At 69.1% G+C, this 22,474-nt stretch carries 18 protein-coding genes; 5 read left to right on the forward strand and 13 right to left on the reverse strand.

The genetic code is table 11. From position 1 onward, the window contains the following. Positions 1–49 precede the first annotated feature (49 nt). The 8 genes from AB0C15_RS28720 to AB0C15_RS28755 form a co-directional block, all read right to left on the reverse strand. Complete coding sequence (locus AB0C15_RS28720) at positions 50–1,042, reverse strand: aldo/keto reductase (protein WP_357357111.1); 993 nt, start codon at positions 1,040–1,042, stop codon at positions 50–52. Next, positions 1,039–1,917, reverse strand: a complete 879-nt coding sequence (locus AB0C15_RS28725; RefSeq protein ID WP_357357113.1) for an amidohydrolase family protein — start codon at positions 1,915–1,917, stop codon at positions 1,039–1,041. The genes AB0C15_RS28720 and AB0C15_RS28725 overlap by 4 nt, the downstream gene beginning before the upstream one ends. Next, on the reverse strand, positions 1,914–2,675 hold the full coding sequence (locus AB0C15_RS28730; protein ID WP_357357115.1) for an SDR family NAD(P)-dependent oxidoreductase: 762 nt from the start codon (positions 2,673–2,675) through the stop codon (positions 1,914–1,916). Before AB0C15_RS28730 ends, AB0C15_RS28725 begins: the two co-directional genes overlap by 4 nt. Continuing rightward, entirely contained in the window at positions 2,672–3,697 is a 1,026-nt protein-coding gene (locus tag AB0C15_RS28735) for an alcohol dehydrogenase catalytic domain-containing protein (protein WP_357357117.1), read from the reverse strand. Before AB0C15_RS28735 ends, AB0C15_RS28730 begins: the two co-directional genes overlap by 4 nt. A gap of 107 nt (positions 3,698–3,804) precedes the next feature. Further along, entirely contained in the window at positions 3,805–5,028 is a 1,224-nt protein-coding gene (locus tag AB0C15_RS28740) for a mandelate racemase/muconate lactonizing enzyme family protein (RefSeq protein ID WP_357357119.1), read from the reverse strand. A gap of 2 nt (positions 5,029–5,030) precedes the next feature. Continuing rightward, complete coding sequence (locus AB0C15_RS28745; RefSeq protein ID WP_357357121.1) at positions 5,031–5,858, reverse strand: carbohydrate ABC transporter permease; 828 nt, start codon at positions 5,856–5,858, stop codon at positions 5,031–5,033. Further along, entirely contained in the window at positions 5,858–6,838 is a 981-nt protein-coding gene (locus AB0C15_RS28750; RefSeq protein WP_357357123.1) for a sugar ABC transporter permease, read from the reverse strand. Before AB0C15_RS28750 ends, AB0C15_RS28745 begins: the two co-directional genes overlap by 1 nt. Positions 6,839–6,842: 4 nt before the next feature. Continuing rightward, entirely contained in the window at positions 6,843–8,105 is a 1,263-nt protein-coding gene (locus AB0C15_RS28755) for an extracellular solute-binding protein (RefSeq protein ID WP_357357125.1), read from the reverse strand. A gap of 146 nt (positions 8,106–8,251) precedes the next feature. On the opposite strand from AB0C15_RS28755, the gene AB0C15_RS28760 reads away from it, so the two are divergent. After that, a complete protein-coding gene (locus AB0C15_RS28760; RefSeq protein WP_357357127.1) occupies positions 8,252–9,022 on the forward strand; it encodes a FadR/GntR family transcriptional regulator in 771 nt (256 codons plus the stop codon). Between the two features lie 60 nt (positions 9,023–9,082). On the opposite strand, the gene AB0C15_RS28765 is transcribed toward AB0C15_RS28760, so the two are convergent. The 3 genes from AB0C15_RS28765 to AB0C15_RS28775 form a co-directional block, all read right to left on the reverse strand. Continuing rightward, the gene (locus tag AB0C15_RS28765; RefSeq protein ID WP_357357129.1) at positions 9,083–10,471 is read right to left on the reverse strand and encodes an RICIN domain-containing protein; all 1,389 of its coding nucleotides are present in this window, start codon (positions 10,469–10,471) and stop codon (positions 9,083–9,085) included. Between the two features lie 421 nt (positions 10,472–10,892). Beyond that, positions 10,893–12,359: an endo-1,4-beta-xylanase gene (locus AB0C15_RS28770; protein WP_357357131.1), complete on the reverse strand. Its 1,467-nt coding sequence runs from the start codon at positions 12,357–12,359 to the stop codon at positions 10,893–10,895. Between the two features lie 449 nt (positions 12,360–12,808). Then, complete coding sequence (locus AB0C15_RS28775) at positions 12,809–13,816, reverse strand: PaaX family transcriptional regulator C-terminal domain-containing protein (RefSeq protein WP_357357133.1); 1,008 nt, start codon at positions 13,814–13,816, stop codon at positions 12,809–12,811. Positions 13,817–14,066: 250 nt separating this feature from the next. Between AB0C15_RS28775 and AB0C15_RS28780 the strand changes: the two genes are divergently transcribed. Further along, on the forward strand, positions 14,067–15,398 hold the full coding sequence (locus AB0C15_RS28780; RefSeq protein ID WP_357357135.1) for a PHB depolymerase family esterase: 1,332 nt from the start codon (positions 14,067–14,069) through the stop codon (positions 15,396–15,398). An 82-nt stretch (positions 15,399–15,480) separates the two neighbouring features. Here AB0C15_RS28780 and AB0C15_RS28785 read toward each other — a convergent pair whose 3' ends face one another. Both AB0C15_RS28785 and AB0C15_RS28790 read right to left on the reverse strand, forming a co-directional pair. Then, entirely contained in the window at positions 15,481–17,064 is a 1,584-nt protein-coding gene (locus tag AB0C15_RS28785; protein WP_357357137.1) for an arabinofuranosidase catalytic domain-containing protein, read from the reverse strand. A 182-nt stretch (positions 17,065–17,246) separates the two neighbouring features. Next, the gene (locus AB0C15_RS28790) at positions 17,247–19,082 is read right to left on the reverse strand and encodes an RICIN domain-containing protein (RefSeq protein ID WP_357357139.1); all 1,836 of its coding nucleotides are present in this window, start codon (positions 19,080–19,082) and stop codon (positions 17,247–17,249) included. A gap of 300 nt (positions 19,083–19,382) precedes the next feature. Between AB0C15_RS28790 and AB0C15_RS28795 the strand changes: the two genes are divergently transcribed. The 3 genes from AB0C15_RS28795 (at position 19,383) to AB0C15_RS28805 (ending at position 22,431) form a co-directional block, all read left to right on the forward strand. Next, positions 19,383–20,621 (forward strand): extracellular solute-binding protein, encoded by a 1,239-nt coding sequence (locus AB0C15_RS28795; protein ID WP_357357142.1) that lies wholly within the window; start codon positions 19,383–19,385, stop codon positions 20,619–20,621. 125 nt (positions 20,622–20,746) lie between these two features. Further along, complete coding sequence (locus AB0C15_RS28800; protein ID WP_357357169.1) at positions 20,747–21,610, forward strand: sugar ABC transporter permease; 864 nt, start codon at positions 20,747–20,749, stop codon at positions 21,608–21,610. Next, entirely contained in the window at positions 21,607–22,431 is an 825-nt protein-coding gene (locus tag AB0C15_RS28805) for a carbohydrate ABC transporter permease (RefSeq protein WP_357357143.1), read from the forward strand. Before AB0C15_RS28800 ends, AB0C15_RS28805 begins: the two co-directional genes overlap by 4 nt. Positions 22,432–22,474: the final 43 nt, after the last annotated feature.

Here is a 22,474-nt window from a genome sequence, read left to right on the forward strand (position 1 = left end):
ACCGGTATCCGAGTAACGGAGCCGGCCCCGGCCGGGACGTCGTCGTCGATCAGGCAGGCAGACCGGGCGGCGCGGCGAGCAGCCCGGCCGCCGCCAGGTCGTCCCACAACTCCTCCGGCACGACCACCCCGGACCGTCGCACCGTCTCGACCACCTGCTCCTCGTTGCGGACGCCGACCACCGTCGACACCACGGTCGGATGCCGGCGGACGAAGGCGAGCGCCGCCTGCGGCAGGGTCACCCCGTACGTCTCGCAGACCGTGGCGATCCGCCGAGCCCGCTCGATCACCTGCGCCGGAGCCTGCTGGTAGTTGTAGACCGCGTCGGCCGGCGGCCGGTCGCGCGACAGCAGCCCCGAGTTGTAGACGCCGGCGATGACCACGCCCACCCCCCGGGCCTCGGCAGCCGGCAGCAGGTCGGCGGCGGCGCCCTGTTCGAGCAGGGTGTACCGGCCGGCGCACATCATCACGTCGACGTCGGTCTCCCGGACGAACCGCGCCAGCATCTCCGACTGGTTCATTCCGGCACCAATGGCACCCACCACGCCCTGGTCCCGCAGCTCGATCAGGGCGGGGACGGCCTGGTACGCGGCCTGCTCCCAGTGGTCGTCCGGATCGTGCAGGTAGACGACGTCGATCCGGTCCAGGCCGGTCCGTTCCAGGCTGGCCTCGATGGAACGGAGAACGCCGTCCCGGCTGAAGTCCCACACCCGCCGGTGGTCCGCGGGCACGTCGAACCCGTCGGAGTCCCGCAGGTGCGCATCCTCGGGTGACGGCACCAGGAGTCGCCCGACCTTCGTCGACACGACGTACTCGTCGCGCGGCCGTTGGCGCAGCGCGACGCCGAGCCGCCGCTCGGAAAGCCCGAGGCCGTAGTGCGGCGCCGTGTCGAAGTACCGGACACCCGCCTCCCACGCGGCGTCGACCGCCGAGGCGAACTCCTCGTCCGACGTCGTCCGGTACAGGTTGCCACCCTGGGCCGCGCCGAAGCCCAGCTCGCTGAGGCGTACCTCCGGGCGGCGCGGCAGCGCGCGGGCCATCATGACGCCTCCAGCCGGTAGACGCGGCGTGCCGTCGCACCCCAGATCGACGCCTGTCCGGCGTCGTCCTGGCCGTCCAGCAGCTCCGCGAGGGTGTCCACCCACCGTTGGTACGAGCTGGCGAGAAGGCTGACCGGCCAGTCCGAGCCGAACATCAGTCGGTCCGGCCCGAACGCGTCGAGGGCGTCCTCGACGGCGGGTCGAAGGTCCCCCGGCGTCCAGTGCGGGCGCGGCACCTCGGTCACCAGACCGGAGAGCTTCGCCGTGGTGTTCGGCGAGCCGGCCAACGACCGCAGGTCCCGGCTCCACTGGGCCATCTCGGCGGTGCCGAGCGCGGGCTTGCCCAGGTGGTCGAGGACGAAGCGCACCTCGGGCAGATCGCGGGTGAGACGCACGGCCATGGGGAGTTGGTGCTGGCGTACCAGCAGGTCGAAGACGAGGCCGGCGGCGCCCACCGCGGCGATCCCCCGGCGGACGTCCGGACGGTCCAGGTACGCCGGGTCGGTCTCGGACTGCACGAGGTGGCGGATGCCGACGAGGCGTTCCCCACCCCGTCCGGCCCGCAGCCGCTCGAGTCGCTGCGCGACGTCGTCGGCGGTCAGGTCAACCCAGCCGACGACCCCACGGACCAGGCTGTCGTCGGCGGCGATGGCCAGCAGGTCCACCGTCTCCGTGTCCGAGGCGATGGACTGCACCACCACGGTCGCGGTGACCCCCGCCGCCCGGGCCGGCAGCGCGAGATCGGCGGGTTCGAAGTCGGCGTCGATTGCCGACATGGTCACCGGGTCGATCCACGGCTGCGGGTGCCGTGCGCGGACCCAGAGGTGGTGGTGCGCGTCGACGATTCCGGCCCGCCCGGCCTCCCCCGTGCCCGTCATCGGCCCAGCCATCCGCCGTCGACGGGCAGGACGACGCCGTTGACGTAGTCCGACGCGCTCGCCGCCAGGAACACCGTGGCACCGGCCAGGTCGTCGGCCCGGCCCCACCGCCCGGCCGGGATCCGGCCGAGGATCGCCTGGTTACGGTCCGGGTCGTCGCGCAGAGCCTGGGTGTTGTCGGTGGCGATGTAGCCGGGCGCGATGGCGTTGACGTTCACCCCGCGCGCCGCCCACTCGTTCGCCAGTGCCTTGGTGAGGCCGGCCACGCCCGACTTCGACGCGGCGTAGCCGGGGACGGTGATGCCGCCCTGGAAACTCAACAGCGACGCGGTGAAGATGATCTTTCCTCGGCCACGCTCGACCATCGTCCGACCGATCTCCCGGCTGAGGATGAACTGACTGCTGAGGTTCACCTCGATCACGTGGTCCCACATCTCGTCCGGGTGCTCCGCGGCCGGGGTCCGGGCGATGGTGCCGCCGTTGTTCACCAGGATGTCGACCGGCCCGAGCGCGATGATGTCGCTGGCCAGCCGGTGCACGGCGGCCCGGTCGCCGAGGTCCGCCCGCAGCGGCGTGAACCGGCGGCCGGCGGCGCGCACCCGACGTTCGACCTCGCTGCCCTCCGCTTCGAGCTGAGCGGAGACGCCCACGATGTCGGCGCCGGCAAGGGCCAGCGCCTCGGCCATGGCCAGGCCGATGCCACGCCGCGCCCCGGTCACGACGGCGGTCTGGCCGGACAGGTCGAAGAGCGCCGTCACCTGTCACCCTCCCGCACATCGAGCAGCACCTTCATGACGCCGCCACCCTCCAACGCGGCGAAGGCCGCACTGGCCTTCTCGACCGGTTCGATCCGGGAGATGAGCTGTCGTGCCGGAATCGCACCCGAGGCGACCAGTCGGATCGCCTCCACCATGTCGTCGCGCTGGTAGAGCCGGGCGCCGAGCAGCTCCAGCTCCCGCCAGAAGAACCGGTGCAGGTTGACCTCCCGGGGCTTGGGGTGGATCGCCACCATGACCAGACGTCCACGAGTGGTGAGGACGTCGACAGCGGTGGTGACACCGGCCGGCGAGCCGGACACCTCGAAGGCGATGTCGGCGCCCGCGCCGTCGGTACGGTCGTTCACCAGCGCCACCACATCGGTCGACAGCGGGTCGACGGCCTCGACGCCGATCCCTTCCGCCACCTCACGTCGGAACGGGTCCGGTTCGACCAGGAGCACCCGTGCGCCGCGGCTGCGCGCGACGGTGGCGATGAGGACGCCGACCGGCCCACCACCGACCACCACCACCTGGTCGTCGGCGGTCACGTTGCCCCGGCGTACGTCGTGCACGGCGACCGCGACCGGCTCGACAAGCGCCGCGTGTTCAAGGGGCAACTCCTCCGGCAGGGGCAGGACCAGCTCCGCCGGCACCGTCCAGGAGGACTGCATCGCGCCCGGCGAGTCGATGCCGAGGAAGTTCATCGCGTGGCAGACGTGGGAGTTGCCCCGCTTGCAGGCCGCGCAGCGTCCGCAGGGCCGGGTCGGCATGACGGTGACGGGCTGACCGACGGTCAAGCCGGTCACCTCCTCGCCGACCGCCGCGACCCGCCCGGACATCTCGTGCCCGATGATCGCGGAGTCACCAACCCGGGCGTCCATGTCCCCGTGGTAGATGTGCAGGTCCGTGCCGCAGATGCCGGTGTACGCCACCTCGATCCGCACCTGGCCGCGACCCGGTGGCTCCGGGTCGCGGTGCTCGATGCCGAGGTCTCGCGCTCCCCGGTAGACGACTGCCTTCATCGTTCCTCCGTCTCGACTGTCGGTACGTCGGTCGTGGCCGACCGGGCATGGTCGTGGGTGCACCGCCGTCGCGATGCACCCACGCCTTCCCTCTTACGGTGTTCAGCTCAGTGCCGTACGGTCGGCGACACCTCGTTGCGGGAGTTCAGCGGCACGGCGGGCACCTGGCGGGTGGGGATCACCCCGTCCACTCCGGCCAGCAGCCGCCGCCCGGCCCGCTCCGGCCGTACGTTGGGACTGTCGGCCGTCAGCGCCTGTGGGCGGCGGTTTGCCGCCCGGATCCGCTCCTCGTCCACTCGGATCCCCAACCCGGGGGCGTCGCCGAGGATGAAGGCACCATCCTCGACGTGCAGGTCGACGGAGATGCCGACCGGTGGGTGCAGATCCTGCAACTCGCTGGTCAGGTGGTTCGGCACCGAGGTGGCGGCGTGCAGCAGCCCGATCGGGCTGTTGCCGATCGGGCTGACCGGCAGGTCGTGGGCGTGCGCCAGGGCGGACACCCGGAGGAAGTGGGTGACCCCCCAGACCGCGGACGTCTGGAGGACGTCGACCGCGCCGGCGGCGATCAGTGGGCGGAACTGTTCGAGCCCGGTCAGGTTCTCCCCGGTGGCGACGGACGCGCACACTCCACGGCTCACCGCGGCCAGGCCCTCGGCGTCCCAGCGGCGGACCGGCTCCTCGATCCAGATGAGGTCGAGGGTGCGTTCCAGCTCGCAGACGTGCCGCACAGCCTGCTTGCGGGTCCATGCCTCGTTGACGTCGAGCATCAGACCCGGCCGCCGGCCGTGCCCGGCCTCGGTCAGCACGTCCCTGACCAGGCCGAGGCGGTGCCGGTCCTGCTCGATGTCGAGGCCACCCTTGAGCTTGGCGGCCCGTAGGCCGCGGTCGGCGTAGATCTCGTACTCGGCGACGAGCTCGTCGTCGCTCAGGCCGATGTCCAGGCCGGAGGCGTACGCGTTGACCCGCCGGTCCCGCCCGCCCAGCAGCCGCCACAAGGGCTCACCGGCAGCCTGCGCCTTGATGTCCCACAGTGCGGTGTCGAGAGCGCCGATGGTGCCGAAGACCGGCCCCGCGTGGCCCGCCTTGAAGGTGTGCCGCAGCATGCGGTCGTACAGGGTCGTCACCGCACGGGGGTCTTCGCCCTCGACGGCAGCGAAGATCCGGTCGATCTCGACGTGCGGCCCCAGGCCGACGCCGGTGATGCCCTCGTCGGTGTCGACGAGGACGATCGAGACCGGGACCACCCCGTCGGCGAACACGCCGTTGGCGTCACCGACGGGGCGCCCCCATTCCTGGACCGTGGAGAGCGTCCGATAACCCGTGATCCGCATGGTCAACCCTTCGTGGAACCGGCGGCCACGCCGTCGGCAATTTGGCGCTGGAGGAACAGGTAGACCAACAGGACAGGAATCGCGGCGATCAGCACCCCGGAGGCGAAGGTCGGGATGTTGTCGGAGTACTGGCCGCGCAACGAGGTCACGCCGATCATGAGCGTCCGGTTCTCCGCCGAGGGCATCATCACCAACGCCATGAGGACGTCGTTCCAGCAGAACAGGGTGTTGAGGATGCCGACCGACAGCAGCGCCGGGGTGCCCAGGGGCAGCATGATCCGGCGGTACACGCCGTACACCGTGTTGCCGTCGATCCGCGCGGCGTCGACGATCTCCGGCGGGATGCCCCGGTAGTAGCTCGTCATCAGGAAGACCGTGAAGGGCAGGAACTGGGCCACGTAGACCAGGATCAGGCCCGGGTACGTGTCGATCAGCGCGGTGTCCGCCATGATTCGGGCGAGCGGCACCATGACCACCTGGAACGGGATGAAGAGCCCGGCGAGGCAGCCCAGGAACAACGCCGACGAGCCGCGGAACCGCAGTTGGCTCAGGGCGAAGCCGGCCATCGACCCGAGCAGCAGCAACAGGACGACCGACAGCGTCACCACGACGAGCGAGTTGACGAAGTAACGGCCCATCCCGGCGCTGGTCCACGCCGTGCTGATGTTCGCCCAGTTCATGGAGTCGGTCAGGGAGAACCTGTCGAGGATGTACTCCCGGCGGGTCTTCAACGCGACGTTGGCGGTGAACAGCAGGGGGTAGATCGTCGCCATCGCGAGCAGTGACATGGGGATGGCGAGCAACCACCATCCCAGACGAGCCCGGCGCATCAGTCCTCCTTTCCGGACCGGTCGAGCAGCTTGATCTGCAGCAGCCCCACCACGAGCATGATCACGAAGAGGATTGTCGAAGCGGCCGACGCGAGGGCCGGGCGGTTCATCTGACCCTGCTGGATCCAGATGTAGTACTCCGGCAGGTAGGTGGAGCCCTCCGGGCCACCGCTGGTCATCACGAACAGCAGCCCGAACATCGAGGTCAGCATCCCGATCATCGTGGTCACGAAGACGAACTGGATGGTCCGGGCGAGGCTCGGAACGATCACGTGCCAGACGACCTGGCGCAGCGACGCGCCGTCCACCCGGGCGGCGTCCAGGAGTGCGGCGTCGAGCGTGGCGAAGCCGGCGAGGAACACCACCAGGGCCATGCCGAAGGTGGCCCAGATGTGCACCCCCACGACCATGAACATCGCGATGTCGGGGTCACCGAGCCAGTCCACCGCACCGATGCCGAACGACCCGAGCACCGCGTTGAGCGGGCCGTCGAAGGCGAGCAGCAGGTTGAAGATCGCACCGACGATGACCGGCGAGAGCACCGCCGGGAAGAAGTAGACGCTGCGGTAGAAGCGGTGGCCGGGCACCCGCAGGTAGATGAACGTGGCGAGCAGACCGGGGATCGCCACCGCCACCGGGAGCAGCAGCACCAGCAGCCCGACGTTGCGCAGCGCGGTCCGGAACAGTTGGTCGCCGAACAACTCCTGGTAGTTGCCGAGCCCGACCGCTTCCCCGTTCTGGTCGCCGTCGCCGGTGAAGGAGAAGTTGACCCCGAGGATCAGCGGGTAGAGCCGCAGCAGCACGATGATCAGGACGGCCGGAGCGACAAGGATGTAGGGGGCGTAGCGCTCGGCCCCCAGGCCGCCGCGGGTGCGGTGGGGGCGTGCGCCACCGCGGTGCGCGGGGGATGTGACCGCCGGACCGCCGGCCCGCCCGGCCGAAGCCAGGCGGACCGACGGTTGCGTGTTTCCGATTGGCACGAGGTCAGCCCGCCTGGTCGGAAGCAGCCAACTGCTTTACCACCTCGTCGACGGTGATCGAACCGCTGAGCAGTTGCTGGGAGAGGCGTCCCATCAGGTCGATCGTCTTCGAGGAGAGCGCGACGTGCAGGGCGGGCTTACCGCTCTTCAGCTCGCTCACGATCGTGCTCGCGGCCGGGCCGGCCTGCGACACGTCGATGGTGGTGTCGGCGGCGATCGCGCCGGCATCGGCGTAGAACGCCTTCAGCGCGTCGGCCGAGGTCAGCGAGCGCACCAGGTCGGCGGCCACCTTCGGGTCCTTCGTCCACTTGGCGACCGCGTAGCCGATGCCACCGTCGTACGGGAGGCTCGGGGTGGTGCCAGCGGTGACGACCGGGGGCTTCATGACGCCGAGCTTCTCCGGGGTGAGGAACTCGTTGAAGGCCTTCCAGTGCCCGACGTCCGACATCAGGCCCATGACGTGGGCGGCCTTGCCGGACTGGAAGGCGGCGAAGGAGTCGTTGAACATCGCGGTCGAGTTGGCCCCGTCCGTGTTCATCTTCTTCTCGCCGGTCTCCTTCCACGTTTCGAAGACCCGCTTCACGTTCGGCGACGTCCAGTCGCGCTTGCCGGTGATCCAGGCGTCGTACTCCGCGGCGGTGAGGGTGACCGACCCCATGCTGGAGAGCCAGAACTGGATGCCGACGCCCTCCTTGTTGCCGAGGGCGAAGCACTTGGAGCCGGCCTTGGCGACGGCGGCGCAGTCCGCGACGAACTTGTCCCAGGTGGTGGCCGGGCTGGCCGGGTCGAGGCCGGCCTTCTGGTAGACGTCCTTGTTGTAGTAGATCGGGTAACCCTGCAGCGTCACCGGGCTGCCGTAGATCTTGCCGTCCTTGGTGAACGCCTCCCACCCGGCCAGCCGCTGCTTGTCCTCGGCCACGTAGTCGGTGATCGGCACCAGCGCGTCCACCCGGTCGCGGATCTGACCGCCGCCGTTGAACATCATGACGTCGGGACCCTTGCCGGACTGGATCGCCGCACCGAGCAGGGTGTAGTACTGGTCGAAGGGCTGTGCGACGAACTCGACCTCGACGTCGGCGTGCTTCTTCTTGAAGTCTGCCTTGGCCTTGTCCAGATAGGATTTGGCGAACGGCTCGCCGGACTTCCAGTCCCACACGACCAACTTGCCGTCTGAGCTGGTCGACTTGCCCGAATCGCTAGCACTTCCACAACCGGCCAGGGCCAGGCCCACAACGAGGACGGCCGACCATATTGCGCGCTGTCTCATCAGTTGTCACCTCTATATGGGGGGTGGCCGGCGGGTGCCCCGCGAGCCAATGTTGACGGGAAGGTAACTCGTATGACGTGTGACGTCAACACTCGGCCGTACACTGATCCGGACGTCGTGCCACGGCGAGCCATTCGGAGGGGGACATGACGCCACCGCAGGAGACAGCCCTGAACAGCCCGGGGACCCCGGCGTGGGTGCGTCGGCCGACCAACCTCGCCAGGGCGGTCACCGCCGAACTGGTGGAGCGCATCGTCCGCGGCGTCCACCCGTCCGGGACGTCCCTGCCCCCCGAGCCGATCCTCTGCGAGACCTTCGGCGTGAGCCGGACCGTCGTCCGGGAGGCCGTCAAGATCCTTCAGGAGAAGGGGCTGGTGCAGGTTCGCCAGGGCGCCGGCACCATGGTGACCCCACCGTCACACTGGGACATGCTCGACGAGCTCGTCCTCGCCGCCACCATCGCGGTGGACGACAGCCTCGCCATACTCGACGACCTGGTCGTCACCCGTCGGGTGCTGGAGTCCGACATGGCGAACGTCGCCGCCCGCCACGCCGACGCCGAGACCGTCGATCGACTGCGGGCCATGGTGGACCGGATGGACGAACTCGTCGACGACCACGTCACCTACCACGACCACGACCGGGCCTTCCACGACACGATCATGCAGGCCTCCGGCAACCGCATCGCCCGTGGCGTCGTACGTGCGCTGGAGAGCCAGGTCATCAACACCGCCCGTTACATGGGCCGGACCGAGCGGGCGCTGTGCGTGGCGTCGAACCAGGGCCACCGCCGCATCTACGAACGCATCGCCGCCCACGACTCCAACGGGGCCGCCGAGGCGATGTTCACCCACATCACCGAGGCCTGGCTGGTGCGCCGCAGTGGCTCGGGGAGCCCGGTGCGCCTCGAACGCTGACCGTCCCGGACGACCGACGGCGCCCACCCCCGGGTGCGGGAGCGGACGCCGCCGGACAGGTCAGGAGAACTGGGCGAAGAAGCGCCAGATCTCACCCTTGGTCCAGGTCGTGACGCCGCTCTCGGCGTAGGTGCCGTCCACCGGGCCGGGCATGTGACCGTTGTCGTACGCGGCCCACTGCACCGGATACCCGGACCTGCACCCGGAGTAGACCGTGGTGATGTGGGTGCGGCTGCCGCCGGCCGGCTCACGCGGGCTCTGCGCGGTGCAGCCGTTGTTCCGGACGAACGTGTCCCGCAGCGCCCTGCCCTGGGAGATGTTCAGGACGTTGTCCGTGATGCCGTGCAGCCCGAAGTACGCGATCGGCTGCGTACCGCCGCTGCAGCCGCTGATCTGCGCGCCGGAGATGACCGCGACGGCCCGGAAGACGGTGGCCCGCGCGCAGGCGACGGCGTAGCTCATGCCGCCACCCCAGCTGAAACCGAGCGCGAACCGCTGCCTCGGGTTGACGCAGAGGCTGCTCTCGATCCGGCTGATCATGTCGTCGACGAAGGTGATGTCCTCGCCGCCGGAGTTGCCCCAGCCGTTACCGAATCCCTGAGGCGCCACCAGGATCGCGCTGTTGTTCGACTGCTCCTGCTGCCCGTAGTAGGACCACGCGGTCCCGCTGGTGCCGCCGGAGGAGATCTCCTGCATGGTGCCGCCCCGCCAGTGGAAGGCGAAGATCAGCCGGTAGGGGTTGCTGTTGTTGTAGTTGGTGGGCACCCGCAGGATGAAGGTCCGGCTCTTGCCGTTGCTCTGGATGGTGTGCGTGCCGCTGGCCAGCGTCGGCGCCTTGCCGCACCCGCTACCACCCGACGGTGGTGGGTTGCTGCCGCCGTCGACGGGAACGAGTTGCCACTGCTGGTTGGTGCCGCCCCAGTCCGCGTACTGGACGATGTTCCCGCCGTCGGCGGTGGACGAGCCCTGCACCTCGACCGCCTTGTTGCTGTTGCGGTTGATCAGCCGTACGTAGCCACCATCCGAGTCGGCAAGCCGGAACTGCTGGTTCGTCCCGTTGAGGTCGGACCACTGCACGATCGCGCCGCCGTCGGCGGTGGAGAAGCCGCTGACGTCGAGCACCTTGCCCGAGTGCCGCGACTTGACCCGGTAGTAACCACTCCCGGAGTCCACGAACTGCCACTGCTGGTTGACGCCGTTGTTGCGCGTCCACTGGCTGATCCGTGCGCCGTCGTTGGTGGCCGAGGCGTACAGGTCCAACGCCTTGCCGCTGTTCCGGTTGACCAGGGTGTACCAGGCGTTGGTGTCCACGGTCGCCGCCGCCGCCGGCGCCGCGTTGACCGCGACGAGTGTGCCGGCCGCCATGACCGCGGCCGCCGCCGCGGCCAACCCTGACCGCCAGCGACGTCTCTGTCGAGAGGCGGGACGAGCCTCACCGAGGGCTTTCATGGTCCACTCCTTCGATCGGGGTCACCCACGGGCGGAACTCCGCGCGTGCCCTGGGGTGCGTGCCGGCGTCCTGGTGGTGGCGTCAGCACGTGTGGGGGGTGTGGTGCGGGCGACCTTCGGCCAGCGGCGTACGTCCACGGGGGTGCCACGACCGGGCTTCCCGGTAGACCGCGCCGGTACGCGCGGTGCGACGTCCCGGCTCCCGGTGGCGGGGTGGCCCGCGGGTGAAAATTAGCGGTTCAAACGTCATACGTCAAACGATTGGCATCGATTCACGCGAGCGCCGACGGCGGCACCGGTGCGGTCGTGGTGGCCCGCCCCTGGGCGGGGGCGGGCCACCACTGTGCACGCCTCGCCTGGGCGAGCGCCGGCCGGATCCCGAGCGGCCGGCAGCTCGCTCTCCCCAGGTCGACGGTGACTGCTAGCCGATCCGGACCAGTTGCCACTGCTGGTTGGTGCCGCCCCAGTCCGCGTACTGGACGATGTTCCCGCCGTCGGCGGTGGACGAGCCCTGCACCTCGACCGCCTTGTTGCTGTTGCGGTTGATCAGCCGCACGTAGCCGTCAGTCGAATTCGCGAGTCGGAACTGCTGGTTCGTGCCGTTGAGGTCGGACCACTGCACGATCGCGCCGCCGTCGGCGGTGGAGAAGCCGCTGACGTCGAGCACCTTGCTGGAGTTGCGGGCCTTGACCCGGTAGTAGCCACTCCCGGAGTCCACGAACTGCCACTGCTGGTTGACGCCGTTGTTGCGCGTCCACTGGCTGATCCGTGCCCCGTCGTTGGTGGCCGAGGCATACACGTCCAACGCCTTGCCGCTGTTGCGGTTCAGCAACACGTACCAGGCGCTGGTGTCCACCCCGGAGCCCGGCGGGGGCGTGGTGGGCGGGGTCGAGCCGCCGTTGAGGGCGTCGAGGACGGCGGTGTACGCGGCCTTCTTGTTGCCGTTGCAGTCGAACAGCAACGCATTGTCCGAGCCACGCCACGAGTCGCAGTCCCGCACACCCCAGGTGGTGATGCCGGTGCAGCGCGCGACGGCCAGGCAGGCGCGGGTGACGGCGCCGTAGATGTTGGCCTGGTTGCCGCCGGTCATCACGTCCAGTTCGGTGATCTGCACGTCCACGCCGAGGTCGGCGAAGCGCTGCAGGTTGGCCTGGTAGTCACTGGCCAACGACGTGCCCAGGTGCGACTGGAAGCCCACGCAGTCGATCGGCACGCCACGGGACTTGAAGTCCCGCACCATGTTGTAGATCCCCGTCGACTTCGCGTTGACCCCGTCGGTGTTGTAGTCGTTGTAACACAACTTCGCACCCGGATCCGCAGCCCGCGCCGCCCGGAACGCCGCCTCGATCCAGTCGTTGCCGGTGCGCTGCATGTTCGAGTCACGACGCCCACCCGAACCACCGTCGGCGAACGCCTCGTTGACCACGTCCCAGGCGTAGATCTTCCCCCGGTAGTGGGTGGCGACCTGGGTGACGTGGTTGATCATCGCGTTGCGCAGCGCGCTGCCCGACATGCCCTGCGCCCAGCCCGGCTGCTGCGCGTGCCACAACAGGGTGTGGCCCCGCACGCTCATGCCGTTGGCCTGGGCGTGGCTGACCAGGCGGTCACCGCTGGAGTAGGTGAAGGTGTTCTGCTGCGGCTCGGTCGAGCTCCACTTCATCTCGTTCTCGGCCACGACACTGTTGAACTCACGGTTCAGGATGGTCGTGTAGGCGCTCGTCGAGAGCTTGTTGACGGCGACAGCCGCGCCGAAGTAGCGGCCCTTCTCGGCGGCGGCCGCCTTCAGGGTGGTGCCGGCACCGGATGCGGGGGTCAGCGCCACCGTCATGCCGGTGGTGAGGGCGACGGCCATGGTCGCCGCCGCCAGCATCGTTCTCATGGGTTTCATGGCGTTCCTTTTCAGTGGTTGCATCGGTGGTGGTGATGTGCCACTTCGCTCGGAACAGCTGATCGGGGCGGTCATGCTGGCCGCCCACCATCAGCGCGCACAGTCCGAGAGGGCTGTCGCCGGCGATTGCCGGTCCCGAGGTGACGTCCGCATGCCCTTGCGGACGTCGTGATCGGTGCGACGATCCGTACGGCTCGCCCGGTGAGCCGAGACAGCGATCGTTCTCTATATCGAGAGTGAGCGATAACATGCCGTTCGTCAAGACGTAACGGGCCGTTCACGCCGATCTCCCGGAACGCCGCTTTTCGCCAAGTAACGAACGCCCTGAACAACCGGGTTCAGCCGCTGCGCGGCCAGGGTGATTGCCCTCCCACCGCGTCAGCGGGACCGCACCAGAGGGCGACCCTGTTATCGCTCACAGTCGTCGACCGGCCGCTGTCGACAGCGGCTCAGGGGCCGCCGGTGACCGAGCTGCTCGGGGACGCCTGCGCCTGCTCCACGTCGGCGCGTATGCCGGCGACGAGGTCAGCGGTGGTGTGCGCCTCGATGCCGGGCTGCGCGGCGTCGGCGAACCGCTCGACCACCGCCCGGACATGTCGCTCGGCGGGTGCGGCGAGGCCGTCGTAGACGGCCGCGAACAACTCCCGCGCCGGACGACGGAGCCACTCCCGCGGCAGCAGCTCCACGGGCAACTGCGGATCGAGGACGGGGAAGCGCCGGAAGGTGTCCATGACCTCGGTCCGGGCTCGTACCGCGGCGGCGCCGTCGATCTGCCCGGAGACCACCTCGGGCAGCAGCGGCGTCCACCGTCGCAGGAACGCGTCGTAGCTCCGGCTGATCGCGTCGATGTCCCAGGCTTCGATCGGCGCCCGGTGGATGGTCGAGGCGAGTGCGGTCTGCTGCCCCCGGAACACCGTCACGGCGCCGAGGGTGAGCCGGTCCAGGTGGGCCCGAGCGGCGGGCGTCAACTCCTGCGGCGAGATCCACAGCCCGTCGTAGAGCGGCGCGTAACCGAGCCACCGGAGCTGCGCCCGCAGCGCCCGGCGCTGCGTGCTCCGGTCCTGTGGCAGCGAGAAGGCGACGATCGTCCAGCATCCGTCCCACCGCGCCGTCGAGCTGGTGGAGGCGAGGATCCAGTGCCCACCGGCGGAGAGGTTGGCGGCCGCGGGGCGACTGAGCCGGTAGGAGCTGCGTCGCCCCAGCCGACTGCCCTCCAACACGCCCCGGCGGGCCAGCCGGCTGATCGCGGTCCGCGCTCCGGCCGTCGTCACACCGGTCTCCCCGAGCAACGCGACGATGGCGGCGGACGGGAGTGCGACCCGGGTCCGCAGCGTGTAGTCGGCCAACAGGGTCACCGCGACCCCCTGCGGTGAGTTGCCGACCTGCCGGCGGGGCAGCCGGAGGGGGTGGTCGGCGTCGTCCGGATAGATCTCATCGATGTCGAAGAGGCTTGCCACAGGCGCTCCGTGCTCCTCGGGGACGGTACGACGACTGTAGACGGACGGCTGCGGCCCGCCGCAAATAGAGAATGTTCGATTGACACTTGTTGGTCCGGGGGGAACACTAATTGCCACGCGACGCCATCCGAAGCCGGGCTGGGCGAGCCACAGGTAGCGGGCATCGTGCGATCACCGCGGGAGTCGGGCAGACCCGCGACCTGACCGCACGGCCAATCCAACCTGCACAGGCAATCGAAGGAGTCGTGCGGTGAAAATCAGAAGGAAACTGCTCTTCGCCCTGGCCGGGGCGCTGGTGGCCGCCGGCCTGGTGGCCCCCACGGTCGGGCCCGCGTACGCGGCGTCACTCACCGAGGTGACGAGCTTCGGCGACAACCCGGGCCGGATGCGCATGCACGTCTACGTGCCGGACAACCGCCCGGCCCGGCCGGCCGTCGTGGTGGCCATGCACGGCTGCGGCGGGTCCGGCCCCGGCTTCTACTCCGGGAGCGAGTTCGCCAGCCAGGCCGACCGCTACGGATACATCGTGATCTACCCGTCCGCGACCCAGCAGGCCGGCTTCGGCAACTGCTTCGACACCTGGTCGGACGCCGCCAAACGCCGCGGTGGGGGCAGCGACCCGGTGTCGATCATCTCGATGATCCGGTACGTGCAACAGCAGTACTCGGCCGACCCGGACCGGGTCTACGCCACCGGCAGTTCGTCCGGGGGCATGATGACCAACCACATGCTGGCCCTCTACCCCGACGTGTTCAAGGCCGGCGCCGCCTTCATGGGTGTGCCGTACAACTGCTTCGCCAACGCGGCGGACTACCCGCCCGGCAGCAGCCAGTGCACCGGCGGGAACATGAACCGCACGCCGCAACAGTGGGGCGACGCGGTGCGCCAGGCGTACCCCGGCTACTCCGGCCCCCGGCCGCGAGTGCAGTTGTGGCACGGCACCAACGACACGCTCGTGCCGTACTCGCTGCTGCAGGAGACGATCGAGCAGTGGACGAACGTGTTCGGGCTGAGCCAGACACCCACCTCCACCGACACGCCCCAGGCCAACTGGAACCGTCGCCGGTACGCGGACAGCAGCGGCACGGTCCAGGTCGAGGCGTACAGCATCCAGGGGGCCGGGCACAGCCTGCCGTCCGGCGGGATGGCCGCGGCCGCGATCGCGTTCTTCGGACTGAGCAACCCCACGACGCCGCCGACCACCCCGCCCCCGACGACCCCGCCCCCGACGACCCCGCCGCCGACCACGCCGCCGCCGACCTCCGGCGGCTGCCGGGTGACGGTCGCCATCAACGCCTGGAACACCGGCCTGACCGAGAACATCACCGTCACGAACACCGCCACCAGCGCCGTCAACGGCTGGTCCCTGGTCTTCACCCTGCCGAGTGGGCAGACCATCACCTCGGGCTGGAACGCCACCTACTCGCCCAACTCGGGGCAGGTGACGGCCCGCAACGTCGCCTACAACGGCCAGATCCCCGCCAACGGCTCGGTGAGCTTCGGCTTCCAGGCCAGCCACACCGGTAACAACGCCCGACCGTCCTCGTTCACCCTCAACGGCGCGTCCTGCACGGTCGCCTGAACCCGGGGCGACACCCACGCGCGCGTGCGCCGGTCACCACCTCGTGGTGACCGGCGCACGACCCGTTCGGGCCCTGCCAGGATCAGCGGTAACCGGCGCTCACCACACTTGCCTGCACGGCGTTCTCGGTCGCGTCGGACGGGTAGCCGGCGACCATCGCCCCCTCGTAGAAGGTGCCGGCGCTCAGGTTCGCGCCGCCGTCGGGCTTGCAGCAGTCACCGCCACTGCCCAGGATGATCGCGCCCTGCTTCTTCATCGGGCTGTACCCGTTCGGAAGCGAGCCGTCGTACAGCGTGTAGAGGCTGCCGGCCTGCGCGTCGCTGCCCTTGATGGCGAAGCGGGTAGTGCCGTTGTTCTTCAGCGTCGCGGTGACGAACTTGCTGGTGAACGCGCGCTGGTTCGGGTTCCAGGAGCTGCTGCCGCCGGGGAAGAGGCCCCACTCCAGGTCCGCCTGCACCCACGGGCCGCTGCCGGAGCAGCCGCCGAACCAGCACTGCTTGCTGAAGTTGATGGCGTCCATCGCACCGGCGGCGTCGGCCTTGCGGGTCGTCTCGCTGTTGCCGTAGTCGAAGCAGCAGCCGCTGTTGACGTGGGTGCCGCTGGTGACCATGTACATGCCCTCGGGCGCCGCGCCGGTCGGTACGCCGGTGAGGTGTCCGTCGCGCCAGTAGCTGTTGCCCGGGTTGATGTAGAGCGAGTACGCCTTGGCGCCACCCACGGTCAGCGACTCCGACGTGGCGGTCGCCGGCCTGCTCTGCGGCGAGCCGGGAACCACGCTGGAGCCCTGGTACCAGAGGTCGTTACCACGCCCGGACTGGTCGAAGACGACGGTGATCACGCAGGTCGTACCGGAGCAGAACGAGTCCTGGGTCGCCGCGTTCGCGGTGCCGCCGGTGCCCGTGAGCCCGATGTTGCGGGTCGTGTTGTCCGACGAACGCCGCACCTGGTAGAGGTTGCCGGCGTACGCCTCGTAGAGCGCCCGCGTGGTGCTGTGCGCCGCGACGCACGGGGTGCCGCCGGAGGCGTAGATGTCGCACGGGCGCGCGCCGGTCGGCGGGGTGGTCGTCGGCGGCGGGGTGGTGGTGGTCGGCGAGCTCCACTGCTGGTTGGCGCCGCCGTTGCAGGCCCACAGGATGATCTTGGTGCCGTTCGCGGTGGCGGCCGCGTTGGCGTCGAGGCAGAGCCCGGACTGCACGCCAGTGATGGTGCCGTTGCTGTTGACGTTCCACTGCTGGTTGTTCTGGCCGTTGCAGTCCCAGATGATCGCCTGGGTGCCGTTGGTGGTGCCTCGACCGGAGGCGTCCAGGCACTTGTTGCCGTACACCTGCAGTTGCCTGCTCGACGTCCACGTCCAGGTCTGGCCGGCGCTGCCGCCGCAGTCCCAGAGTTGCGTCTGGGTGCCGTTCGTGGTGCTGGAGTTGGGCACCTCCAGGCAGCGGCCGGACGGCGTGCCGACGATCGGGGTGCTCTGCCCGGGCTGGATGGTGGCCGCCGCGGCGGCCCCGGCGGCGAAGGGCGAACTGGCGGGGGTGGTGCCGACGCCGATGCCGACGACGACGAGCACCCCGGCCAGCGCACCGGCCAGGAGGGTCAGACGTCGGACGCGTTGGCGTCTCGGGATGAGGTCGCGGGCTGTTCCGGACCCACTGCGGGACGGGGTTCGCACGAGGTGGCTCCTCGGAGTCGTGGAAGCGCGGAAGATCGTCGACGCGCCACGGGCGGGTGGTGGCGATGGTGAATCGTTGCGAATGGTAGGACCTTTGTTTTATTCATGTCAATGAATGCGTCGCCGGGGCGGTGCGCTGGCCGCTGGGCAGACAACCAGCGCACCACCTCCCCCGGGAGGGCCTACCGCCCCAGGAGCCGCCAGGTCTGGTTCAACGAGCTGTTCTGGTTGACCGCCTTGCAGGTCCACTGGAGGACAGTTGCGCCAGCCGCCGTGGAGACGCCGTTGACGTCCACACACTTGCCGCTGTGTCGGGCGACCAACTGGTAGTCGTGCGAGTCGTTGCCCGAGTAGGTCACCCTGCGGAGGGTGAACTGCTGGTTCGAGCCGTTCAGGCAGGTCCGCTGGCTCACGGCGGCACCGTCGGCGGTGGACGAACCGCTGACCTCGAGGCACTTGCCGCTCTGCTGGTTGACCACCGTGTAGGTGTTGGCCACCCCCGCGACCGGGCGGAAGTTCCAGAGCTGCTGGTCGCCGCCGTCGCAGTAGTTCTGCTGTTGGCCGTTGCCGTCGGCGGTGCTCAGGCCGGTGTTGTTGAGGCACTGCTGGGAGTGCTGGGCCACCGCCACCGACTGGAAGCCACCATCCGACGGAGGCAGCAGGGTGACGGCGTAGGTGTCGTTCTGGTTGGTGTACGGCAAAGTCACCGTGGCGTTGGTGTTTGACACGCCGACCACGCTGTTGGAGACCGTGATCGGCCCCGGCACCGCGCCACCACCGTTGTGCGGGATGCGTTGGGTGAGGACCCGGACCTGGTTGTTCTCCACGATGCCGCTCGTGGTGTCCAGGCGTTGCAGGTTGACGGTCAGGTTCCCGGTGGTCCGACCACCGCCGACCAGCACCTTCGCCGAGCCGGTCGCCTTGGTGGCGTACGCGTCGTACGACTGGCTCTGGGTCACCCCGACGTTCTGCCCGGTCTGGGAGGCGTAGAAGCGGTAGTTCCACCACTCGCCCTTGGGCTGGTGCTGGCCGGCCGAGTTGCGGATCAGCAGGTTGCCGAGGTCGTTGTGCAGGCTGCCGCCGCTGGCCCAGTTCGCCCGCAGGCCGTCGGCCTTGGCCCGTTCCAGACGTGCGATGTACCAGGCGCCGTCGGCCGGGTTCTGCTCGTCGGGCGCGCCGTACTCGTTGATCTGGTACGGCCGCGGATGGGCGATGCCACGGGGGTCCAGGGTGGCGTTCGCGGCGTTGACGTTCGCGACCGGGTCGCCCGGCAGCGAGTGCCAACTGATGATGTCCGGCACGGTGTTCGTCGAGCGGACGAAGTCCAGGTACTGGTTCCAGAAGGCGTGGTTCGTCGACGGGACGCAGGCACAGCTCGGCCCGACGATGAGCTGGTTGGGGAACTCCACCCGGAGGCGCTGGTAGGTGCGGCGCCACAGTTCGAGGTACTGGGAGATCGGGCGGTTCCAGAAGATGGTGATGTTGGGTTCGTTCCAGATGTCCCACTGCACGGTCAGCCCGGACGCCCGGACGTCGTTGATGAGCCTGGTCAGGAAGTTGTCGTAGTCGGTCCAGTTGCCGTTGTCGCCGGGGAAGCGGGAGATTCCGGCGCCGTCGGCACCCCACAGGTCGTGCGGCAGGATGATGAACTTGCCGCCGAGGGCGGTGGTCCGCCGCGCCTGGGCGAGTGTGGAGTTCCACCGGCGGTCGTAGGTGCCGCCGACCCAGCCGCTGCCTGGAAGCTGTGCGCCACCGGCACGCATGAACTGGAACTTGACGTCTCGGTAGAAGTGGTCGGCCGGGCCACTGGCGTTCTCGGTCATGCCGTAGATCCAGCCGGATGCGCGGTAGGTCGGCGTGCCGTTGTCCGTGGCGAAGTTGACGCTTATCGACTCGTCGGCCGCCTGGGCGGGGGACGCGACGACGGTCACGGCGGCAGCGGCGGCGAGCAGGCCGACGACGAGTCGGGCCACGAACACACGCGCTCGTCCTGACCTGCTGCGGGACGGGGTTTTCACGGGCGGCTCCTTGGTGGGGCGCGGGGGACGCTCTCCGGAGGGCAGCGCTTGCGAATCGATTCGCACGGATCGTAGGACCGGAGACTGAACGATGTCAATGAAGTGACCACCCGGTAACGGCCGTGTTGCCCAGCGATCCTCCCGGCACTGGCAACTGGCTCTTGACCCCCGGGCGCGGCCAGACCTATCTTCGGGCGAACCGATTCGTCGAATCGGTTCGCCTCATGGCTGGACTGGTCCAGCGCACGACGATCACACGCACACACCCCACCTGACGATCGATTTGAAGTGAGGCACCACATGACCGGACTCAGTCGTCGACGGCGTCTGGCAGCCGTCGCCGTGATAGCTCTCGCCGCAGTGGCAGGCAGTGCCTGCTCGTCGTCCGCCGACGAACCCGCAGACGGGGGCTCCTACCTCGTCTGGGACCCGTACCCGCAGTTCGCCGACGACTCCGAGTGGGTGGCGCTGCTCAAGAAGTGCGGCACCTCCGCCGGCGTGACGGTCGAGCGCACCGGTTACGACACCACCGACCTGACCAACAAGGCCCTGCTCGCCGCTCAGCAGGGAAATTCTCCGGACGTGCTGATCGTCGACAACCCGGTCATCTCGACCCTGGCCGAGGCCGGCGCGCTCACCACCACCGACGACAACAAGCTCGACGTCTCGGCCATGGAGAAGAACCTGCTCGGCGCCGGTCAGAGCGACGGCAAGACCTACGGGGTGCCGATCGGGGCGAACACCCTCGCGCTCTACTACAACAAGGAAGTCCTCACCGCCGCCGGTGTCGATCCCGCCACCGTGCAGGACTGGGCGTCGCTCAACTCGGCGCTGACCAAGGTCAAGGCCAAGGGCAAGAAGGGCATCACCTTCTCCGCCATCGGCACCGAGGAAGGCAGCTTCCAGTTCCTGCCCTGGTTCTGGGGGTCGGGTGCCCAACTGACAAGCCTGGACTCGCCGCAGGCGGTGTCCGCGCTGACGCTGTGGACCGACTGGCTCAAGCAGGGCCACGCCCCGAACTCCGTCATCAACAACACCCAGACCACGAGCTGGCAGGAGTTCGCCACCGGCGACTACGCCTTCGCGGAGAACGGCACCTGGCAACTGGCAAACGCGGAGAAGCTCGGCTTCCCGTACGGCACGATCGCCATCCCGGCCACCGCCGGCGGGCCCGCCCCGGCGCCCACCGGCGGTGAGTTCGTCTCCATTCCGGTGCAGAAGAAGACCGGCCGGTACGAGACGTCGCAGAAGCTCGTCACCTGCCTGACCAATGCCGACAACCTCCTCACCACGGACACCACGCTGTCCTACGTCGCACCCGTCGCCGCCGTTCAGGAGCGACAGGCGACCGCGGACCCCAAGCTCAAGGTCTGGGTGGAGGCGGTCCGGGCCGCCAAGGGCCGCACCGGTGACAACCTCGGCACGAAGTACCCGAAGATCTCCGAAGCGCTGTGGACCGCCGTGCAGTCGGCCCTCAGCGGCGGGAAGTCGCCACAGGAGGCACTGACCGCCGCGCAGAGCGCCGCCGCGAACAGGTAAGCGACCGAACCGACACCATGCCCTCCACGACCGAGACCTCCACCCCCGTACGAGAGCAGGGTGGGGCGGCGACCGCCGCCCCACCCGGGCCTCCCCCGTCCCGTGCCCGCCGACCCAGCCGGTGGATGGCCTGGGGCTTCCTGGCACCCGTGACCGTCTACCTGGCGGCCTTCTACGCCTACCCGCTCTACCGCAACGTCGAGTTGAGCCTGCGGGAGTACACCGTCCGCTCGTTCGTGCAGGGCGGGGCACCCTTCGCCGGTCTGGACAACTACCGGACGGTGCTGACCGATCCGGCCTTCGTGTCGACGCTGACGCACACGGTGGTGTTCACCGGCGCGTCGCTCGCCTTCCAGTTCACCATCGGCATGGCCCTGGCACTCTTCTTCCACCAGCACTTCCCGCTGTCGCGCACCCTGCGGGCGTTGTTCCTCGTACCGTGGCTGCTGCCGTTGATCGTCTCGGCGTCGACCTGGTCGTGGCTGCTCAACAGTGACTCGGGTCTGGTCAACTCCGCACTCGGAGTGGTGGGCGTCGACCCGGTCAACTGGCTCACCTCGCCGGGCTGGTCGCTCACCTCGGTGATCATCGCGAACATCTGGATCGGCATCCCGTTCAACCTGGTGGTGCTCTACAGCGGTCTACAGGCGATCCCGACCGAGGTGTACGAGGCGTCCGCCCTCGACGGCGCGACCGGATGGCAACGGTTCTGGGGGATCACCTTCCCGTTGCTGCGCCCCGTCTCCGCGATCACGCTGCTGCTCGGGTTGATCTACACGCTGAAGGTCTTCGACATCATCTGGATCATGACCAAGGGCGGGCCGACCAGCTCGTCCGCGACGCTCGCCACCTGGTCGTACCGGCTCGGCTTCGGCAACCTGCTGCCCGAGTTCGGGCCGGGCGCGGCCGTCGGCAACCTGCTCATCGTGATGGCCCTGATCGCCGGGCTCGTCTACATCCGAATCGAGCGGAGGCAGCAGCTGCGATGACCACCTCCACGCCGCGGGCCTGGTGGAAGACCAGCGTCGGCCTGGTGCTCACCGGGCTGATGCTCTTCCCCGTCTACTGGATGATCAACGTGTCCTTCACCCGGGACCAGGACATGCGGGCCAGTCCCCCACACCTGTTCCCCACCAACGGCACCCTGGACGGCTACCGGGCGGTGCTCGACCAGCAACTGCCGTACCTCGGCACCAGCTTCCTGGTCGGCCTCGGCACGGTGGCGCTGACCGTGGCACTCGCCGCCCCCGCCGGCTACGCGCTGGCCAAGCTCCGGCCGCCCGGCGGTCCGGCGTTGAGTTTCGTGCTGCTGATCGCCCAGATGATCCCGGGAATCATCATGGCGATGGGCTTCTACGCCATCTTCCTCACCCTCGGCGTCCTGAACACGCTGCCCGGCCTGATCCTGGCCGACACCACGCTCGCGGTGCCGTTCGGCGTCCTGATCTTCACGGCCTTCATGTCCGGCATTCCCGACGAGCTGCTCCAGGCCGCCGTGGTCGACGGCGCCGGTCGGCTGCGGACCTTCTGGTCGGTGGTGCTGCCGGTCAGCCGCAACTCGATCGTCACGGTGTCGCTCTTCGCGTTCCTCTGGTCCTGGTCGGACTTCATCTTCGCCTCGACCCTGGCCGGCGGCGGCGACCACCAACCGATCACCCTCGGCATCTACCAGTACATCGGCAACAACAACCAGCAGTGGAACGCCATCATGGCCACCGCCGTCGTCGCCTCGATCCCCGCCGCCGTGCTGCTGGTCCTGGCCCAGCGCTACGTCTCGATGGGCGTGACCGCCGGCGCCGTCAAGGACTGACCTCCGCGGCGGTCGAGGAACGACCACCCGCACCACAGAAAGG

It is taken from the genome of Micromonospora sp. NPDC048835 (assembly GCF_040649995.1).
GTDB lineage: Bacteria > Actinomycetota > Actinomycetes > Mycobacteriales > Micromonosporaceae > Micromonospora.

Excerpts from the sequence above, each read along its gene's own strand:
- AB0C15_RS28720 (WP_357357111.1), bottom strand. The coding sequence starts at position 1,042 with ATGATGGCCCGCGCGCTGCCGCGCCGCCCGGAGGTACGCCTCAGCGAG.
- AB0C15_RS28725 (WP_357357113.1), bottom strand. The coding sequence starts at position 1,917 with ATGACGGGCACGGGGGAGGCCGGGCGGGCCGGAATCGTCGACGCGCAC.
- AB0C15_RS28735 (WP_357357117.1), bottom strand. The coding sequence starts at position 3,697 with ATGAAGGCAGTCGTCTACCGGGGAGCGCGAGACCTCGGCATCGAGCAC.
- AB0C15_RS28740 (WP_357357119.1), bottom strand. The coding sequence starts at position 5,028 with ATGCGGATCACGGGTTATCGGACGCTCTCCACGGTCCAGGAATGGGGG.
- AB0C15_RS28745 (WP_357357121.1), bottom strand. The coding sequence starts at position 5,858 with ATGCGCCGGGCTCGTCTGGGATGGTGGTTGCTCGCCATCCCCATGTCA.
- AB0C15_RS28755 (WP_357357125.1), bottom strand. The coding sequence starts at position 8,105 with ATGAGACAGCGCGCAATATGGTCGGCCGTCCTCGTTGTGGGCCTGGCC.
- AB0C15_RS28760 (WP_357357127.1), top strand. The coding sequence starts at position 8,252 with ATGACGCCACCGCAGGAGACAGCCCTGAACAGCCCGGGGACCCCGGCG.
- AB0C15_RS28765 (WP_357357129.1), bottom strand. The coding sequence starts at position 10,471 with ATGAAAGCCCTCGGTGAGGCTCGTCCCGCCTCTCGACAGAGACGTCGC.
- AB0C15_RS28770 (WP_357357131.1), bottom strand. The coding sequence starts at position 12,359 with ATGAAACCCATGAGAACGATGCTGGCGGCGGCGACCATGGCCGTCGCC.
- AB0C15_RS28795 (WP_357357142.1), top strand. The coding sequence starts at position 19,383 with ATGACCGGACTCAGTCGTCGACGGCGTCTGGCAGCCGTCGCCGTGATA.
- AB0C15_RS28800 (WP_357357169.1), top strand. The coding sequence starts at position 20,747 with ATGGCCTGGGGCTTCCTGGCACCCGTGACCGTCTACCTGGCGGCCTTC.
- AB0C15_RS28805 (WP_357357143.1), top strand. The coding sequence starts at position 21,607 with ATGACCACCTCCACGCCGCGGGCCTGGTGGAAGACCAGCGTCGGCCTG.